Here is an 18,273-nt window from a genome sequence, read left to right as displayed (position 1 = left end):
AACTGGATCAACCCACCACCTACGAGGAGCTGGGCTTCTTCGAGCGCCTCAGCTTACTGGTCAATAGTGAGTCTACTTGCCGAGACAACCGTAAAATTGTCCGCTTACTGAGACAGGCTAAATTGAGACTTAATGCCCACCCCGCCGACATTGATTACCGCGCCCGTCGCGGCTTGCACAAAGACACATTAGCGCAACTGCTACAGCTGGATTGGATACGCCATCATCGTAATCTCTTGATTGAGGGCGCCACCGGCACGGGGAAAACCTTCTTAGCCTGTGCGCTGGGTCAAACCGCCTGCGAGCACGGATTCTCAGTCCGTTACTTCCGCGCCAGTCGGTTATTTGAAATGCTCACCGTGGCGCATGGCGACGGTAGCTTCGGCAAACTCCTAGCCCAACTGGCAAAAACCGAGCTGCTCATCATTGATGATTGGGGCTTGGACATACTGACCCAGCAGCAGCGCAATGACTTGCTCGAAGTGGTCGAGGATCGCCACGGGCGCGGCGCAACACTCATCACCAGCCAACTACCATCCACTCATTGGCACGAGGCCATCGGCGAACCGACGCTCGCCGACGCCATTCTCGACCGCCTGCTCCATAACGCGACAAAGTTACAACTCAAGGGCGAATCCATGCGCAAAATTCATCATAGCGTTGACCCACTGTGAACACTTCGCGTTAAATAGCGGTGCCTGCAAAAAGGAAGGGTGCAGGTGTTCACGCTTCGCAAAATTCAGTGTTCATAGTTACAAAAATACGCACAGGATGACCTGACCCACTTTAACGCACAAAAGACGCAGTTCGTTCAATGGCTTAAGCTGATTATAGCGGGTTACCTTTTTGTGCAACTAGAGAGCCAATATGAGATGCAAATCTACACAGGGGGAAAAAGGAGCGTCTTTTGCGGTATGGATTCCAGTTCGCAGCGGGGTTTTACCCATAATATGGCCATGAATTCACCCATATTATGGCCGGAACATCCAACTCAGAGATCTATTTGACTCATCTTGCATGCAGCCTTACTATAATGAGATATGTAAGGAGGCTCATTAATGTCCGAATCTACGGTAACAAGCAAAGGCCAGATCACTATTCCTGTCGATATTAGGGTTTCTCTGTCGCTGCACGCTGGCGAACGGGTTGTGTTCAATACCCTTGAAGACGGCACCGTGATAATGCGCGCAAAAAACAAATCTATCCTTGATTTGGAAGGAAGCCTCTCTGATAGCAACCCAACTAATACAAAAGTCAGTATTGAAGATATGAGTATCGGGCAAGACAAGTGAGAAGCCTGGATACAAATATTCTCGTCCGCTGGCTGGTTAAAGATGATGCTCGTCAGGTGGCTAAGGTCAAGGCTATGTTGCAGTCGGCCATCGAAGGTGGGGAACGTCTCTTTATTCCGGTAACTGTAGTGCTTGAGCTAGAGTGGGTTCTTAGATCCCGCTATTCAATGCCAAAGCCTTCCATCATCAAGGCTCTGGTGTCGCTTTTGGAGACTAGCGAAGTGGTCTTTCAGCTTGAACTGGCGATAGAGAGAGCGATCAATCATTATCGTCGAGGCAACGCCGATTTCGCAGACTGCCTGCACCTTGGTTTGAGCAGCGCTGAAAATAACCTTCCTCTGGTAACCTTTGACAAAAAAGCCGCACGTCTTGAGGGCGTCGCACTCCTCTAATACAAAGCAGCGAACTAAGTTGACTGTCCGCTTATTACCCCAGGCTGTGTGAAAACTATTTTCAAGTCATAATTTAAAGAAGAGCGGATGTAAATATGTGTCTTGGACTTCCCTGCCTGTATTGCGCGGGGAAGTCCAAAATGTGCTTCAGATTTGAATCCGCGCAACTACGCATGCCATCAGTTCAATTGGTGTTGGCGCCGATACTTTTCGATCACTTCGTCAATTAATTCACAGTGCTGAGGGAATAAATCAGAGTTGATCATGTCGATTAAGATTGCGGTAAGCAGTTTCTCATTTTCACCTTGAGTGCCAATCGTAGGTTTATAATTTATACTATTTGAGTATCAAATATACCAAGATGGATATAATTATAAACCATTACTATTGTTTTGGTTTATAATTTTACATATACTGGTATTATGAAGACCATGAAACAATCTAAAATAAACCGATTACTCAACCGTCAACCTACAGGTACGGCTCTGGCAGTCGCATGGCTGACACGGGAGGGCTACAGTCCCGAACTCCTAAAGCAGTACAAAAAAAGTGGATGGTTTGATTCTATCGGGACTGGCGCAATAATACGCCACGACGACGAGGTAGATTACCTAGGGGGCGTTTACGCGCTTCAAACCCAGTTAGGCTTGTCGGTACATCCAGCGGCTAAAACGGCCTTAGCGCTTCAGGGTAAGTCGCACTATCTTTCGCTGGCCACCAAGTCTGTACAGCTCTTTGCGGCTGCAGGCGATGCGCCGCCTCTGTGGTTTAAAAAGAGAGATTGGGGTGTCAATGTGAGCTGCCAGCTAACATCTTTTCTGCCATCGGCACTGGGGCTGGTTGATATCTACCATAAAAACTTCAGTGTCAACGTATCGGGTCCTGCCAGGGCAATAATGGAGTGCCTATACTTGGCCCCAAAAACTCAACCACTATTGGAAGTCTACGAGCTGATGGCCGGCTTGAATAATTTACGACCAGCCTCGGTTCAGCCGTTGTTGGAGGCCTGCACCTCCATCAAAGTGAAACGTCTATTTCTCTATTTAGCGGAAAAGGCAGGTCATCAGTGGGTCAGTTATTTGGATCTTGAGCGCATTGATCTCGGCAGCGGCAAGCGTGCGATCGTAAACGGCGGCACCTATGTGTCGAAGTACCAGATAACGGTACCGAAAGAGCTAGAGGTCGCTGAATGAATGACATATATAAGCGTCAAGTCAGGCTTCTGCTCGATGTCTTGCCCGAAGTGGCAAAGGAAGCCTGTTTTGCAATGCATGGCGGAACGGCGATTAATCTGTTTGTGCGGGATATGCCAAGGTTATCGGTGGACATTGATTTAACGTATATCCAAATTGCAGGCAGATCTGAATCGCTGGCGGCCATAAATGACGCCTTATTGAATATTAAAATGCGCATAGAGGCATTGCGCCGGGCAATAAGAGTTGAGCATAGACCTGATATTTGTAAGCTCCAGCTCGATGCCGGTGGTGTCCTGATTAAAATTGAGGTGAACACCGTAGGGCGTGGCTTGTTAGGCGAATCTAGTCTGCGGCCTCTGTGTGACTTCGCTCAGGGCGAGTTTGATGCGTTTTGTGTGGTGCCCATTGTTCCGCTTGCACAGCTTTATGGTGGCAAACTGTGTGCTGCACTGGATCGTCAGCATCCGAGGGATTTATTTGATGTGAAATTATTGTTCGATAATGAGGGGCTCACACGGGATATTCGCCAGGGGCTGCTGTTTAGTTTGATGGCTAGCAATCGCCCGACGTACGAATTGCTTGACCCTAACTTATTGGATCAACGTGCGGCATATCAAAATCAGTTTGAAGGCATGAGTGCAGTACCCTTTAGTTACGAGGATTTCGAGCTAACTCGTACGAGGCTGATTAGCGCCATTCGCGCTGATCTTACCGCCAGTGAAAAAGCGTTTTTGTTGGCTTTTAATTGTTTGGAGCCCGATTGGTCAGAGTACCCTTGGGCTGATTTCCCAGCGTTGCGCTGGAAGCTTCAGAATCTAGCTGCTCTGAAGGAACGTGACTGCGATAAATACGTTAATCAGCTTCAGCAATTGGAACGCATATTGCGAGCTAAATAAAAGCCGACATAAACAAGAAATGGCGCAAGATGTAAGGGGGTGAAAATCTACATCTACTTTCAATCTGAGATTATACGTGACTACTCGGCGCAAGCATCCAGAACCTCTCAGGGTTTGCTAGATGCATCTTGGTATTGTGGACTTCGGAATGGAATCCGCATAGCTACGTAGGCCATCTTTATAATTGGTGTAGGTGCCGACACTGTTCGATTACTTCGTGAATTAATGCGCTGTGCTGAGGGAATAAGTCAGAGTTGAACATGTCGATAATGATTGCGGTAAGTAGTTTCTCGAATTCACAATCGTTCATGCTGTATGATGGATTATCATTATGATCCAAGTAGAAATCGATTTTAAGGTCGATAACCGTTTTTGAAAAATATTCAATCAATTTTTTTGACTTTTCTCCGAGATGAATTATTACTGTTTTTGTTCCGCTGTTGTATAAATTAGCGAATACACGCCTATTTTTAAAATCGAGAGAAAATATGCCTTTAAGAGGGTTGTTGAAGGTTTCAGCAGTTATTACCTTAACCTCAGTATTTTTTGAACCGTTATTGGCGAGTTTAATTTTTGGTTCAAGCTGGATTTCTTTTCCGTCTACCAAAACATTTATTTTACCAGATGCAATTAGCTCGATAAGGGGTTTGACCCCTCTGAATTCTGCTGGTAATTTTATTTTAGAAAGTGAATATATCGACGGCTTTTGATCGCTTGAGTTAAATAGCTGCTGATTTTCGTTAGATTTATTTTGTTGGATTGTATGCTTGGTGCTTTTTGATAGTTGAACGCCAATCCTTACCTTGTATGGGTTTGTTGAATTATACGCAGTGATGGCATAAGCCGATTGTATTGCATCAACAGCTCGTCCAATGTCCGTAGTGCACTTGGATAGAGATTCAATTTCGATCCGTTCGCTAATCCGGGTAGCCATAACATGTCCTCTTAATTTTTGAGAACACCTATTCTATAACGCATTTAATTTTTCTTTGCCTCTAAATGTACCCTGTAAGGTACAATTTACCGATATTTTAAATATTTTTACGTGTGGTTACGGCTAATGCCAGTGATGACAATAGTAATGCCTGTATCGTTCTGGCTGAAATATCTTGTTCCATACCTTTTTCTAAAATTTTCCAATCGCCGTCAGATCCTTGTGTGAGCGATAGTGGCAAGCCTATAGATTCTAGCGCCTTGCACACGAAATCAGCGTCGGTATCGTCGATAAATGCCCAGCTAATTCTGCGATTGGTTATGTTGAGACCGGCACTTCGCCTATAAATTTCAGATGTGGCCGCATGGATATCGTCAAAATCCTGTGGCAAATGTCTGGCTTTTTTTCGCCATGTATCGAAAGCGATTTTATCAATTAGCCGCCGGTTGTTTGCGCCTTTTATTGACCCAGTAGATGGATTTTCAATAAGTACTGCAATGCGTTGTTCAGAGACAAGTTGAATTCTCGCTATCCGCTGAGCCTTGCGAACGCCTTCCAAAAGTTTAAGTCGATAGGCCTCAGGTAAATTTTTAGCGTGTTCAGGGCTTATGTACTTGTATGCAAATAGCGAATGCAGAAAATCAATGGCATCTATAAGCGAGAACCCTTTAGACAGAATTTTTTTGGGAGTTGCCTGAACAAGTGGCTTGTCATATACAAATGTGGATGGGGAGAATCCGACTAGGCGAAACAGACACGACTCGTATGGCTCCCCTATTTTTTTTGCCGTCGATAATTTCTGAGGAAGATTTGGTATCTCTCCGCCAATTAGGTTGCTGATTACTGTGGAGCTGAATGAATCCATTCGGGGACTATACTCCATTGCCATGACATGATGGGCTGTATGGGTGTAGTGATTCAGTGTTGTACGGTAGCTCGAATGTCCTATAGACACTATGATTTTGGAAACGTAATGGATTTTCTCAACGAATGACTTCTCCTGCGTAAATACGTCGGCGCTATCGGAGGCTTTAAAGTGCCTTTGCCTATGCGGTACGGCAGATTTGTCGCTACTTGCAATTTTTAAGGCGAGGGAGATCGCTGAGAACGGGTCGAAACCTAGGTTGCGCGATTGAATATTTTGATAAACTAAGTCGGTTCGCTTTGCATTATGATCAATTGGAATCGAGGTTTTCATCTGGTCCTTATCAAATATCAAGCGCCTGCGCCCCGACTCTGATTTGGGTGATCGATAGTGGTTTGATCGTATGAAGATTGCGATTTTATCCTCTATATCCGTCACGTCACGCTGCATTAAATAGGCTCCTTCAGATTTTCGAGTACCTTGTTCGTTGCCTAGCGAAGTTAACTCGGCGGCTTCGTTTAATGCACAGGATGTTCGCGCCGACACGAAAGTAGAGCCAGCCCAGGTTCTCAACTGATTCTGGGCATATAGTGACTCCATTGGAGTAATGATGTTCGCGTCGATACAAAGCTTCAGGCCTTTTTTGTTTTTAGAGTAAGGAAGTAAGAGTTTTGGAATTTCGCAGATCTCAGCAATTTCACTGAACATTCGGGAAATAACAAAAGGCTTGTCTGACTCTAGCTGCTCGAAATCTGACAGCTGATCGGTAATTAGTGCCTCTAATTCATCGCCGTCAAAGGCGGAAATGTCTAGCCCTAGTAGTGCCGGTGATAGGACCGAGCGTGCGAGTGTTAGGTAATTAATAATGGTGCCACTTGAAAGTGGCCCGCCTATTTGCCAGTTCGCCTCATCGCCGCAGAGGCAGATTGCCCACTCGCCAAGGAGGCGGATTAGCTGGTATTGGTCGTCATTGTTTAGAAATTGACGAATTGCAATTCGGTCTCTTAGCCTATTTTTTTTATCTTCCTTAATTAATGTCAGCAACGCCTTAAACGAGTTCGTGAAGTTTCGGTCTATTGGCTCATTCTTGGAGGCTAAAGCGGATTTAACTCGGTCTTTTATCAGGATTTCAATGTCAATCGGCGAATTTTCGCCACTATCCGCAAGATAGTGTGAAAGTCTTGTGGCGGGCAATGCGCGAGCAATTAATTTTCCGGATTCCATGTCGGCTAATATGGGGGGAAGCTCAACGCGTCTTCCGAGTTGGATGAGTGTTTCCAGCTCGTGTATTGTGCATTTCCATTCCGATGGCAGGGCGCTGGTAATTGACTTTTCAAAACGCTTGAAGCCATTGAGTTTATGCTCGGTCGCGATCCAGCCGATTAATGCGGCCATTGCGATGCCTGTGATCGTTCTAGATTCCCATGCGATCTGGCCACTCTTGCCGGTAATGGGTATTGGGATAATTAGTGCGTCACATGAAGGCGAAACCTGATATTGCTGAGCATTTTCGAGTATTAAATAGGTTTCCTCGATAGAGCCGGCCCCGCCGAAAATGAATATAGTAAGTCCGATATCGCCATAAGATAATTGGCCTTTTGATTTGGGGGATCGCCATCGGTCGTTAATATTTTTCCTAAGTTGTACTAGGTTTTTATATGCAGTGATGTGGTACTCGGTAACCCGGATGGGCTGTTTAACATCCCAGAATATCGCGGGTGGGAGGTTTAATTTCCATTGGTGGTGGGCCTTTAGGCTTTTTAGGTAGCGCCGCAAGTAGTTCGCCGCGCAGTATAGTGAATAGGGAGAGCCGGGTGTGGAGCTTAAAACTTGGTTGTAAAGTAGTTTGGCGGTATTTTCGGTCAGCACATACCCCTTCGGAATCTCCCCTATGTTATTAATCTCCAATAGTTCGAGTATTAGGGTAGTGATGCGCTGCTTGAGCGTGCCCTGGTATCTGCGGCTGGGCACTTTTGTCATATTACGGACGCGATCACCGTCTTGGCGGTAAACTTCGTTGGTTTTCTGTCCGAGTTCTCGCCAATCCGGTGTGGCTCTTTGGTAATCTTCTATGTTGATAGGTGTCGTAGGTTTTGAGCTGGTATCAAACCCGCATAATTCCAATAAGGCGTTCAGGTGGGGCGATATCTCACGTACGAAACCTGGAATATCAATGACGCTTTCGTTACCTAGCCAGTCGTAGCCAATTTGGTGGCCCATTTGGGCTTCAATAAGCGCGGCGGGGAACGGGAGATGCGCGCGTGGATATGAACCGAATACGTGGCGGCAGATGTCGCCGGGGATATTTGGGCCGAGGTGGCTACGGATAATCTCGCGGCCATTCCATTTATCGAAATGGAGTATCGAGCGTTCCAGCTGTTTGTCGTACTTCGTGCGTAACGTGAACAGTAAAGGCCTTTCCCCGCTGGCAACCTCACGAAGGTATTTGGCTGCATCTTGGGTGTCTTTATCTTTGTGACGCCGAAAAAAATCACCCATTTTCCGCAAATGGTAAAGGTATCTAAGGATCTCCTGAATAACAAAAGCAGGAATAGCAGCAACACGTCTAAATATGGCAGGGTTGCTTCCCTTGTCGTGGAAAATGATAAAGCCTAGATCAAGACATATTTGATCTAGTGTCATATCGGCAAAGTCTGCTTGGTTCCTGTTCGCGGTGACCAGCAGTAATAGTACGCCCAACCGGTCGATAAGGGCCTTGTGGGTTGCTAGCAGGCCTGTCTGCACGGGTTGCGATGTGTTTATGGCGGTATACAGGTTTGACTCTAGCCGTTTAGCCATATCGTGCAACAGGTTGGGGTCTAGTGCGGAAGTAGGTGCACCTACCAGCGGTAGTGTATTGGAGAGCTCAACTGGGAAAATAAGTCCTGGATAAAGCGCAATCGTTGCGGCGTCTACCTTTGCTTGGATATACGATTGCGGTAGCGCGATATAGTGGAGTGCTGCAGTACTGGCACCAGCTGCATCAGCAGACACCATCTGAACCAGAGGTAAATCCTGTGTTTGCGCGAATAGCTTTAGAAAAAATGAGCCTCTAAAGTGATCGTTTGTGAAATGATCGCATACGTTTTCTCTTATCGCATCGTTAATAGATTTTTTCGCGTTGATGACGTCCTTCAGAAGTGGGTCGCCCTTACTATGTATTTTTCGCAGTTCCTCTAGGCAGGTGAAGTCTAGCTCTGGGGCGTGTACGCCAATGTGGCGAGTTATTGTTTGTTGGGTCGGATGGAATGCGCCTGCGGTGTTCGGAGGTGGCGACTCAAAATGATCTGCTGCAATTAGATCGTAGGTGATTTCTATTCGATCCCCGTTGATTTTGATATCCAAATGCGGATTGGGATCAATATTTGGAAGTGGCCCCGTGAAGCTAACGAGGATGTTGTCAAATTGGAATAATGAGACCCCGCTTAAAACCCATAAATGGCGCGCTATGTTCTCGGCCAGGGTTACCGGTTGGCGTTTTAGGAGCCACGACATACAGGCCCGAGCTTCAGCGTCGATAAGTGCTTGGTCATCTTGGTAGGCCCAAAGTCCATTTAGACGAATTGAGGCGCCTCTAACCGCCAATGCACGAAGTGGGCGCTCTTTCTGTATTGGTGCACGTGTATCAGGATTGAGTGAAACTATAGTGCCAGATGGCCCTTCGGACGGAGCATTTGTATCGATGGGAGCCGACATGAAGGGCGGTTTGCTTAGGATTTTAATCGCTGAGGGACGATTGCCTCCCCTGAGTGCTTTCTTTCGGGGTAGTTGATGAATAATTAGGTCTACTAGGGAGGATAAGTTCTTGAGTCGTATCTGAAGATTCCTGCCATAGTCTTGATTGGTACTTAAAGTATCCGTGCGTGTCTTTAATTCCGTCCAATCGCGACTAATTATTAGCGGCGCGAGCTGATTGGTAAGGTCAACATAGCGGCTTGAACTCCAGCCGTAAAAGGCGTCACTGGAGTCGCTTTTTACAGAAAAACGCAATCGACGGCAGATTATTTCTGCGTCTTTGAGCTGGGATTTTGATAGGCTGATATGCCCTAATACGTGCTTTAAAATCAAAAGCCGAACGAAGCGCTCAGCTGATACTGTGTCCTGAGATGGCTCAGCTTCGCTGCCAGGATCTGGATCTAGGCATACATAAATTGGTGAGTTTTTAGAGTTTATTTGGCGGTGCTCTCCGGCTCGGCCGGGTCTGATGTGTGGCCATTTCGTGCTGTGCCGGCGAAGGTTCTTGCTAGCAAGCAATAGGCATTTTTGCTCTTCCTGATCAAATTGATCGCGGAAGAGGTGAGTGCATGCTTCTACCTCTTTACTTACGGCATTCGCAAAATAGGGGTCAATGTTCTCGTGCCAGTTTAGTCCTGGGGGGAGGATGTCGTGACTAGGAAATAAAGTGGATTCCATTAGGGCAGGTCTCTATTTTCTGGCTTGGAAAACCTACCAATTGGTGTGGAGCTTGATGTAAAAACTAACATGGCGGCACGTCGAAATCGTAAATACCACTATTACGTATTTATTATATTGAAGAGCAATAGTATGGTAATATCAATTGGATTATACAAATAAATACGTAATTAATAGTAATTAACTATATTTTACAATGATTTATGTGAGTTTAAAGTGGTTTATAAATATCTAGAAAAATTCTTGATTGGTAATAGATGGCAACAAAAATTTTCTTTTAACCAATTGGCGAATCCATCACGGCCCACCATCAAATTCCGAAGAAAATCAAAGCGTTGCATATATGCAGCGCTTTTTTTTCGTCTCTACTTTTTGGTTTCAGTGTGTCTGTGGCGGATCTGTGAGAGATCCGTGCCAAATCTGTGACAAAAACAGCTATTGTTCTTGAGATAAAACATGCTGTTTGATCTGTTAGTCATCACTCGTCACGCAATTGGAGTGAATGATCTTTAATGCATATATATGTAATCTCCGCTTGACCTAAAAATGGATACCTTATACTTTTATTACACTATAGTTACCTTTTTTGGTGTCGCCGCTATTTCGGGGCCATGGTAGGAGAATAATATGAGTACGCGTTATGACAAGCCAATTCCCTTTGGCTGGTTTGCAATTGAATATTCCGCACAATTACAAAATAGCGAAGTTAAGCCATTACGGTACTTTGGCCGCGACTTGGTCCTGTTTCGTACAGAGTCCGGTGAAGCTACATTGTTAAATGCCCATTGTCCCCATCTTGGCGCGCATCTTGGCCACGGCGGTGTGGTGAAAGGGGAAAACATTAGCTGTCCGTTCCATGCGTGGGAATACAACGGCGACGGGTTTTGTACCAAGGTGCCCTACGCTAAAAACATGCCGCCGAAGTTTGACGGCAAGCAAGCTATTGGTCGCTATCCGGTTCTTGAATGCAATCAGATGATTTGGGCTTGGTATCACCCAGAGAGCATTGAGCCTTTGTGGGAGGTTGAGGTGCATCCTGAGCTTCATTCGCAGGAATGGACGCCGATGGATGTTTACGATTGGCGTATCAATTCCATCATTCAAGAAACCGGTGAGAATGCCGTGGATATCGCCCATTTTGTCACTGTGCATTCGTCACCAGAAATGCCGGTGGGTGAAGTCACCATTAAGGGTTATCAGCGCAGTACAGTGATGGATAGTTTAACTGAGGCCATTGATGAGTTCGGTAACATCGACCGCAGTGGCGAAAACTATGATATGGGCCGTTTGGTGACGTCGTCTTATGGGCCGGGGCAAACGTATCAAAAATTCTCGCGTCTATTTGAAATAGTGATGATGGGTACGGTCACTCCAATTGATGACCAAAACATGCATATGCGTTTTTGTTTCAGTATGCCCAAGCAGCAGTCTGATGAGCATAAGCTTTATGCCAACGCCTTTCGCGATGAGATTGTTCATCAGGTAGAGCAGGATATTCCTATCTGGGAAAACAAGGTATATCTCGATGATCCAACACTATGCGATGGCGACGGCCCCATCGCCAAGTATCGTAAATGGTTTCAACAGTTCTATGTTGCTTAACGGCAGGTTGTGAATGGCAGAACAAAAATCTGAATCTTAAATGCTAATAATAATGAGGAAATGATGATGACAAATGTGACTAAGCCAGTCGGCGTGCCGGGCGATATTTTGAATTGGCCGATGCTGAAAATAAGCTATCTTACTGATCCCGCCAGTATTGCCGCCTTATTGCCGCCTGGCATCACGCCGGGTAAAACACCGAAGGTGACCTTAACCGTTTACAATTTCCCTGTGCTCAATGAGCCGGAGTATGGCTGCGTAGTAAATATCGATGCCAATTACAATGGTATTGAAGGTGAGTACACCTTGGGAATCGCAATTGATCAGGAAGCGGCCATTTATGGTAGCCATGAGCGCTGGGGGCAGCCTAAGTATTACGGTGAAACCAAGTATTTCCGCTTAATGGATTACATCAGTGCCAGCGTGACTCATCGCGGTTACACCTTTTTAGAGTACAGCGGTCAGGTCACTGGCGAAGGAGAAATTCCGCCAGAATTTGAAACAAATGAGTGGTGGATAAAATGCCTGCGCGGTGTCGATATGGCGTCGACTGACTATGACTTTCCTCCCCATGTGGTGCGGGTATACAGTAAGTATGGCACCGCCTATGTCGAGAAGTTGAGCGGTAAACTAACCCTTAACGACAGTCCTTGGGATCCGGTGGCAAGCAAACTTCCCGTGCGCAGTGAGCCTGAAGCCCATTTATGGACGCCCATATTTTTAGATCGTCGGATCACCTTAGAAGGCCCACTAGATCCAGTGGGCTTCCAACCCTTTGCTGACACCATTGGCGGTTCGCGCTGGCCAGGTGAATTTGGTGCGCCTAAGAAGGGCTGATATCAAGAAAGTCGTGAGTGGTATGTTGTTCATGAATGACTGCCACTCATTGTTCTTGTCGCGTGACAACAATTTTCTCCGTGGCATTTAGCTCTTTTGAATCTGACGCAAGTACCCTCATATTGCTGAGATTGGCACTTCTATCCCTTAGACGTCGAAACTCTAGTTTTTTCTCACGCTCTTACTGGTTTTTGTCTTGTAACAGAAGGCGTCTGAGCGTTGCTACGTACTAGTACCTAGTTACTATTACATATCCAAATTTAAAGCTGATTTGGCTATTTTGTGAACTGTGTCACACTTTGTGGCGGCGAAACCGGTGGAGGATTCTAGGTGCAAAGTGTGGTCAACAATGGAGCTGTTTCGGGACGTGTTGAATTATGCGAGCGTCCTTCAATACTTATCGTCGATGATGAGGATAGTAATCTAAAATATCTCAGTTTGCTGCTCAGTAAGGACTATGACGTAGTTACTACAAATGATGTTTATGAGGCTATTTCTATTGTAGAAAACGTAAATTTCTACTTAATTATTACCGATATTTTGATGCCGGGTATGTCGGGACATTGCTTGTGTATGTTGATAAAAGGTAATCCGCTTACAAGGGATATTCCGATCTTGTTTTTGACTGGGATCGACTCGGAAGTCGATGAATTGAGAGCGCTCGAGTTAGGCGGAAGCGATTTTGTGAATCGGCCAGTGCATCCGTCCATTCTTAAAGCTAGGGTTAAAAATCTTGTTCAGGCTCAGCATGGTCAAATAATCTTAAAAAAGTATGCCATGTATGATGAACTGACATCTTTGCCAAATAGGCGTTATTTTGTTGAGAGAGCTGAACAGGAGTGGCTGTCGTGTCAAAGAGATGATTTGCCTCTTTCTGTAATCGTCATTGATATTGACTACTTCAAAAAATATAACGATCACTACGGGCATGCACAGGGAGATTTTTGTCTAAGAAAAGTAGCTGAAATTCTTAAATCCGCACTAAAGCGTCCTCGTGATTTTATCGCGCGTACTGGTGGTGAGGAATTTGTTTGCATATTGCCTGAAGCGGACTTTGAGAGCGCGGCTTTAGTATGTGAGCGAATTCGTCGGTCTGTAGAGTCCGCTAGGATAGCGCACAAGAAGTCTGATGTTAGCGACATCATTACTGTGAGCTTGGGGTTTGAATGCGCTGTTTCAACATCGATATATCGAGATTATGGAGAGGTTGTAAAAAAGGCGGACGAATTTCTGTATCAATCAAAATTGCTTGGCCGCAATCGAATTTGCTCCATACAATCTAATACATTCGTCTAAATCTAGAGTGCGGTAAGCAGCAGTAAAAGTGTCCTACATTGGTGCGTACCCCTATCACTTTAGGTGCGTTTTTTAAATTTTGTGAATATTTGAATTTCGGTTATTTACCGCAAAAGCCCATATATTGGATTTCTTAGGGCTTGGCACGAAACCTGTATTAGTGCTAATGTCCGCACTCTTGGTGACATTGGACGAAAACAATTTGGAAATGGAAAGCTAGGGTTCCGATCTCAATACGAATTGAGGTGACTGGTCCGAGAGCTTTCGACCTTCGGCGCATTCAGTACCTATGCTGAATCACAAGGTTACACGGCGGGACAAAAGCCCGGGAGACGATCGGCGAATTTCGCCAGGAGTGCTCTATGAATCCGTGTAAAACCTCTGGAGGTTTACCTATGAAGCGAGTTGCCGCTTTACTGCTTACCCTGACGTTCTCGTCATTCTCTTCCGCTGCTACTGACAGTTTTAAAATCTGCTGGTCTATCTACGTGGGTTGGATGCCCTGGGGCTACGGCGCCGAGCAAAAAATCGTGGACAAATGGGCTAAAAAATACGATCTCGATATTGAGGTTGTGCAGATTAACGATTACATCGAATCCATTAACCAATACACCACTGGCGAGTTTGCCGCCTGTGCCATGACCAACATGGACGCGCTCACTATTCCCGCTGCGGGCGGCGTTGATAGTACCGCGCTGATTGTGGGTGACTTCTCTAACGGCAACGACGGCGTGGTGTTGAAAGGTTATAAAGACCTAAAAGACATCAAAGGCCAGAAAGTTAATTTGGTCGAACTCAGTGTGTCTCATTACCTGCTAGCGCGAGGCCTAGAAAGCGTCGGTATGAGCGAGTCTGACGTCACTGTGGTAAACACATCTGACGCCGATATGGTTGCGGTATTCCCAACTGCCGGCGTGACATCGGTAGCAACTTGGAATCCGTTGTTAAGTGAAATCTTGACGATGCCGGGTTCGAATAAAGTATTCGATTCTTCGCAAATCCCAGGTGAAATCATCGACCTGCTAGTGATTAACACCGACGTGCTAAAAGCCAATCCAAACCTAGGTAAGGCCTTAACCGGTGCGTGGTATGAAATCATGGCTACCATGAGTGATTCAGGTAAAGCCGGCGTTGCCGCAAGAACTGAAATGGGTACTGCGTCGGGAACCGATTTGGCTGGTTATGAAGCGCAGCTAGCCAGTACGAAAATGTTTTACACCCCAGCCAGCGCGGTTGAATTTACTAACAGCACGGCGCTAAAAACCACCATGAAAAATGTTGCCGAGTTCTCTTTTGCCCACGGTCTATTGGGTGAAGGGGCGCCGGATGCAGGATTTATCGGTATCGAAACTCCCGCTGGCGTATACGGTAATAGCGAAAATATTAAATTCCGCTTTGATCCTAGTTATATGCAAATGGCCGCAGACGGTAAGTTGTAAGGCTGAAGATCGGCCTTTGTGCGGCGATGAGCAAGGCGAAATCGCCGCGCAAATGAGCAAAGCAGCTTACACAAGAATTACAGTCAACAAGGCAAGAAACCTATGAAGCGACTTATTAATTTTACACCCTCGAGAATATGGCGAATCGGCTTAGCTCTGCTGCCATTCGCGGCAATTATTCTGCTGTATATTTCAGCGTCAGATGCGCGGCTGGCTGAAAACGCTGCCGATAAGTTGCTCCCTAGTTTCTCGCAAATGGGCGACGCTATTCAGCGTCTCGCGTTTGAACCGAGTAAGCGCAGTGGCGATTACCTGTTTTGGCAGGATACCGTGAGTAGCCTCCGTCGCTTGGGGCTGGGCATGCTAATAGCAGCATCGCTGGGTATGTTCTTTGGATTAATGACGGGCGCATTACCAGTTTTAAATGCCAGCTTCGCGCCCTTGCTTACCGTGGTGTCGCTGGTGCCGCCGATGGCCCTTTTGCCGGTTTTGTTTATTGTGTTTGGTTTGGGTGAAGTGTCAAAGGTCGCGCTAATTGCCATTGGTGTTACACCTTTCATTGCCCGAGATATTCAAAAGCGGACCTTGGAAATTCCCCGAGAACAATTGGTTAAAGCCCAAACCTTGGGTGCCAATAGTGGACAAATTATCTTGCGGGTTTTGATTCCGCAATTGATGCCTAGGCTTATCGATGCAGTGCGCTTGTCACTTGGTTCGGCGTGGTTGTTCTTAATCGCAGCCGAAGCAATTGCCTCAACTGACGGTTTGGGCTATCGCGTGTTTTTAGTTCGCCGTTACTTGTCTATGGATGTCATTTTGCCCTACGTAGCGTGGGTCACTGTCTTGGCATTTACGATCGATTATTTACTCGCCCAACTAAGCCGCTTTGCCTTTCCCTGGCATGCACAGCAGGAGGGTAAGTCATGATTGAAATTAAAAATATTTGGAAGCGCTACGGTGACAATGTCATTTTGGAAAACATTTCCGCCACGGTAAAAGAAGGCGAGTTTATTACCTTGGTCGGGGCTTCCGGTTGCGGGAAAAGCACTTTTTTGAAAATGCTCCTGGGTACAGAAACCCCGTCGCAGGGTAGTATTTTATTAGATGGCAAGCCTATACCGTCGGAGCCGGATGCAAATCGCGGTGTGGTTTTCCAGCAGTATTCGGTATTTCCCCACTTAAGCGTATTAGAAAATGTAGTGATCGCCCGTGCCTTTGAGAAAACGCGCTTAGGTTTTTTATCCGGCGGGGCAAAAAGGGCCGCTCGTCAGGAGGCCGCCGAATTACTAAACATTGTCGGACTTACCCATATGCAGCATCGTTACCCAGATGAGCTGTCCGGTGGTATGCGTCAGCGTTTAGCCATCGCGCAGGCCTTAATTTTAAAACCTCGAATTTTATTATTAGACGAACCCTTTGGTGCGCTAGATCCGGGTATTCGTGCAGACATGCATGAGCTGGTATTGGATCTATGGCGCAAGCATAAGCTCACCGTCTTTATGGTGACCCACGACTTAAAAGAGGGGTTTCATTTGGGTACACGGCTGTGGGTATTTGATAAGCGTCGAGTGGATGCGCACGCACCCAATGCCTACGGAGCAGGGATTACCTATGATTTGCCGGTGGGTGTTTGTGAGCAAGAAATATTAGATGAAATTGATGAAAGTCTGGCCCTTGGCAGACAGACGGAGCAAGTCTAACAATGCAAGAATATCAAACTGAAATACCTGCCGGTGGCCACTGGTCTATCGAACTGCGGCGTGGCACACAGATCACCCTGCGTGATCTGGATGGCGACGGCAATGCGGGAATGCTTTTTTACAACCCACGTAATTTGCTAGAGCGCTATAACGCGCCAGATACTCTTAAATGCCAGCACACCTTTAAGCTGACCAAAGGCCATTGCCTGTATTCAGATATGGGCCGTATTTTTGCGTCTGTTATCGCTGATGATAACGGTTGGCATGACACTGTCTGCGGCAATAGTCACGCTAGCCATGTTGCTGATCGGTGGGGCGCGCGGGATTATCAAAATGATCGCAATGACTGGCATCAAAATGGTTACGACGCCTTTCTAACGGAATTGGCAAAGTACGGTTTAGGCGCCGCTGATATGGCGGCAAACATTAACTGGTTTAGCAAAGTGACGACCGATGCCGAAGGCAATATGTCCTTGGCATCTAATACGAGCACTGCCGGTAGCAGTGTGACCCTGCGAATAGAAATGGATACATTGGTATTGATCCATGCCTGCCCGCATCCGTTGCAAAAAGCGGAGGCGTATCCCCGTCATCGCATTGGTGTTGAACTGAGTATCGCGGCGCCGATGACAGAAGACGATATATGCCTTAATCACTGTGACGAAAATCGTCGCGGTTTTAAAAATAACGCGCTGTATTATTTGGGCTGCTGAGGGAGGGAGGACTGCTTTATGATTAAGGAAAGTAATTTATCAATTGATACTGCCGTGTTTCGCGAAGTGGTTTGGGCGGGTGATTATTACCTAGGCAAAGTGAGCGCGGGACAAACTTTTCGTATTCTCGATTTAGAGGGCAATCAGGCAGCGGATACCCTGTTTTTTTGTGCTGATAATCCAGCTGAGCGATACAGCGCCACCGATACCATTCGCGAACAACACAATGTGTATTTAACGGCCGGGTCGCTGCTACGCAGCAATGAAAATCGCGCCATGCTAGAGATTGTAGCCGACACCTGCGGTCGTCATGACACCCTCGGTGGTGCTTGTGCCACGGAGAGTAATACCGTGCGTTACGATCTGGAAAAACGCTGTATGCACGCGTGTCGAGATAGTTGGATGTTAGCGATTGCTGAAAAACCTGAATACGGTTTGAGCAAGCGCGACATAAGCCACAATATTAATTTCTTTATGAATGTGCCGGTGACCGAAGACGGAGGTTTGAGTTTTGCAGACGGAATTTCCGGCGCGGGTAAATATGTTGAATTAAAGGCTTTGGTAGATGTGTACGTTTTGATCTCCAATTGTCCTCAGTTAAACAATCCCTGTAATGCCTATAATCCAACACCGATTGAATACCTGGTGTGGGATGCGTAAAGGGATCCTCAGACGCCTGACCCCCGACGTCTGACTAA

At 46.4% G+C, this 18,273-nt stretch carries 15 protein-coding genes and 1 riboswitch; of the genes, 13 read left to right on the top strand and 2 right to left on the bottom strand.

Annotated elements, in window-relative coordinates:
- From istB to O9X78_RS16050, 5 genes are all read left to right on the top strand, one after another.
- Positions 1-674 (top strand): IS21-like element helper ATPase IstB (istB, locus tag O9X78_RS16070; protein WP_269620748.1); only part of this gene is annotated, 674 nt, incomplete at its 5' end.
- 384 nt (positions 675-1,058) lie between these two features.
- Complete coding sequence (locus O9X78_RS16065) at positions 1,059-1,292, top strand: AbrB/MazE/SpoVT family DNA-binding domain-containing protein (RefSeq protein ID WP_269620747.1); 234 nt, start codon at positions 1,059-1,061, stop codon at positions 1,290-1,292.
- Positions 1,289-1,684 carry a type II toxin-antitoxin system VapC family toxin gene (locus tag O9X78_RS16060; protein ID WP_269620746.1) on the top strand — a complete coding sequence of 132 codons (396 nt, stop codon included), beginning with the start codon at positions 1,289-1,291 and terminating at the stop codon, positions 1,682-1,684. The genes O9X78_RS16065 and O9X78_RS16060 overlap by 4 nt, the downstream gene beginning before the upstream one ends.
- Positions 1,685-2,115: 431 nt before the next feature.
- On the top strand, positions 2,116-2,877 hold the full coding sequence (locus O9X78_RS16055) for a type IV toxin-antitoxin system AbiEi family antitoxin (protein WP_269620745.1): 762 nt from the start codon (positions 2,116-2,118) through the stop codon (positions 2,875-2,877).
- Positions 2,874-3,776: a nucleotidyl transferase AbiEii/AbiGii toxin family protein gene (locus O9X78_RS16050; protein ID WP_269620744.1), complete on the top strand. Its 903-nt coding sequence runs from the start codon at positions 2,874-2,876 to the stop codon at positions 3,774-3,776. Before O9X78_RS16055 ends, O9X78_RS16050 begins: the two co-directional genes overlap by 4 nt.
- 178 nt (positions 3,777-3,954) lie before the next feature.
- Here O9X78_RS16050 and O9X78_RS16045 read toward each other — a convergent pair whose 3' ends face one another.
- Both O9X78_RS16045 and O9X78_RS16040 read right to left on the bottom strand, forming a co-directional pair.
- Positions 3,955-4,710, bottom strand: coding sequence for a hypothetical protein (locus tag O9X78_RS16045; RefSeq protein ID WP_269620743.1), 756 nt, complete (start codon positions 4,708-4,710; stop codon positions 3,955-3,957).
- A gap of 97 nt (positions 4,711-4,807) precedes the next feature.
- Positions 4,808-9,988 (bottom strand): hypothetical protein, encoded by a 5,181-nt coding sequence (locus tag O9X78_RS16040; protein ID WP_269620742.1) that lies wholly within the window; start codon positions 9,986-9,988, stop codon positions 4,808-4,810.
- Positions 9,989-10,615: 627 nt separating this feature from the next.
- On the opposite strand from O9X78_RS16040, the gene O9X78_RS16035 reads away from it, so the two are divergent.
- From O9X78_RS16035 to O9X78_RS16000, 8 genes are all read left to right on the top strand, one after another.
- Positions 10,616-11,590 carry a Rieske 2Fe-2S domain-containing protein gene (locus tag O9X78_RS16035; RefSeq protein WP_269620741.1) on the top strand — a complete coding sequence of 325 codons (975 nt, stop codon included), beginning with the start codon at positions 10,616-10,618 and terminating at the stop codon, positions 11,588-11,590.
- A 66-nt stretch (positions 11,591-11,656) separates the two neighbouring features.
- Complete coding sequence (locus O9X78_RS16030) at positions 11,657-12,427, top strand: acetoacetate decarboxylase family protein (RefSeq protein WP_269620740.1); 771 nt, start codon at positions 11,657-11,659, stop codon at positions 12,425-12,427.
- 330 nt (positions 12,428-12,757) lie between these two features.
- Complete coding sequence (locus O9X78_RS16025; protein ID WP_269620739.1) at positions 12,758-13,723, top strand: GGDEF domain-containing response regulator; 966 nt, start codon at positions 12,758-12,760, stop codon at positions 13,721-13,723.
- A 205-nt stretch (positions 13,724-13,928) separates the two neighbouring features.
- Positions 13,929-14,057, top strand: a riboswitch (guanidine-I (ykkC/yxkD leader).
- Between the two features lie 61 nt (positions 14,058-14,118).
- Positions 14,119-15,162 (top strand): putative urea ABC transporter substrate-binding protein, encoded by a 1,044-nt coding sequence (locus O9X78_RS16020; RefSeq protein WP_269620749.1) that lies wholly within the window; start codon positions 14,119-14,121, stop codon positions 15,160-15,162.
- Between the two features lie 102 nt (positions 15,163-15,264).
- Positions 15,265-16,089, top strand: coding sequence for an ABC transporter permease (locus O9X78_RS16015; RefSeq protein WP_219042159.1), 825 nt, complete (start codon positions 15,265-15,267; stop codon positions 16,087-16,089).
- Positions 16,086-16,862, top strand: a complete 777-nt coding sequence (locus O9X78_RS16010; protein ID WP_269620738.1) for an ABC transporter ATP-binding protein — start codon at positions 16,086-16,088, stop codon at positions 16,860-16,862. The genes O9X78_RS16015 and O9X78_RS16010 overlap by 4 nt, the downstream gene beginning before the upstream one ends.
- A gap of 2 nt (positions 16,863-16,864) precedes the next feature.
- Positions 16,865-17,575, top strand: a complete 711-nt coding sequence (locus O9X78_RS16005; RefSeq protein ID WP_269620737.1) for an urea amidolyase associated protein UAAP1 — start codon at positions 16,865-16,867, stop codon at positions 17,573-17,575.
- 18 nt (positions 17,576-17,593) lie between these two features.
- Positions 17,594-18,235 (top strand): urea amidolyase associated protein UAAP2, encoded by a 642-nt coding sequence (locus O9X78_RS16000; protein WP_269620736.1) that lies wholly within the window; start codon positions 17,594-17,596, stop codon positions 18,233-18,235.
- The last annotated feature ends 38 nt before the right edge of the window (positions 18,236-18,273 follow it).

This window comes from Zhongshania aquatica (assembly GCF_027257955.1).
Classification (GTDB): domain Bacteria; phylum Pseudomonadota; class Gammaproteobacteria; order Pseudomonadales; family Spongiibacteraceae; genus Spongiibacter; species Spongiibacter aquatica.
The sequence above is the reverse complement of the archived record's forward strand: the minus strand, read 5'-3'. Positions and strand labels throughout refer to the sequence as shown.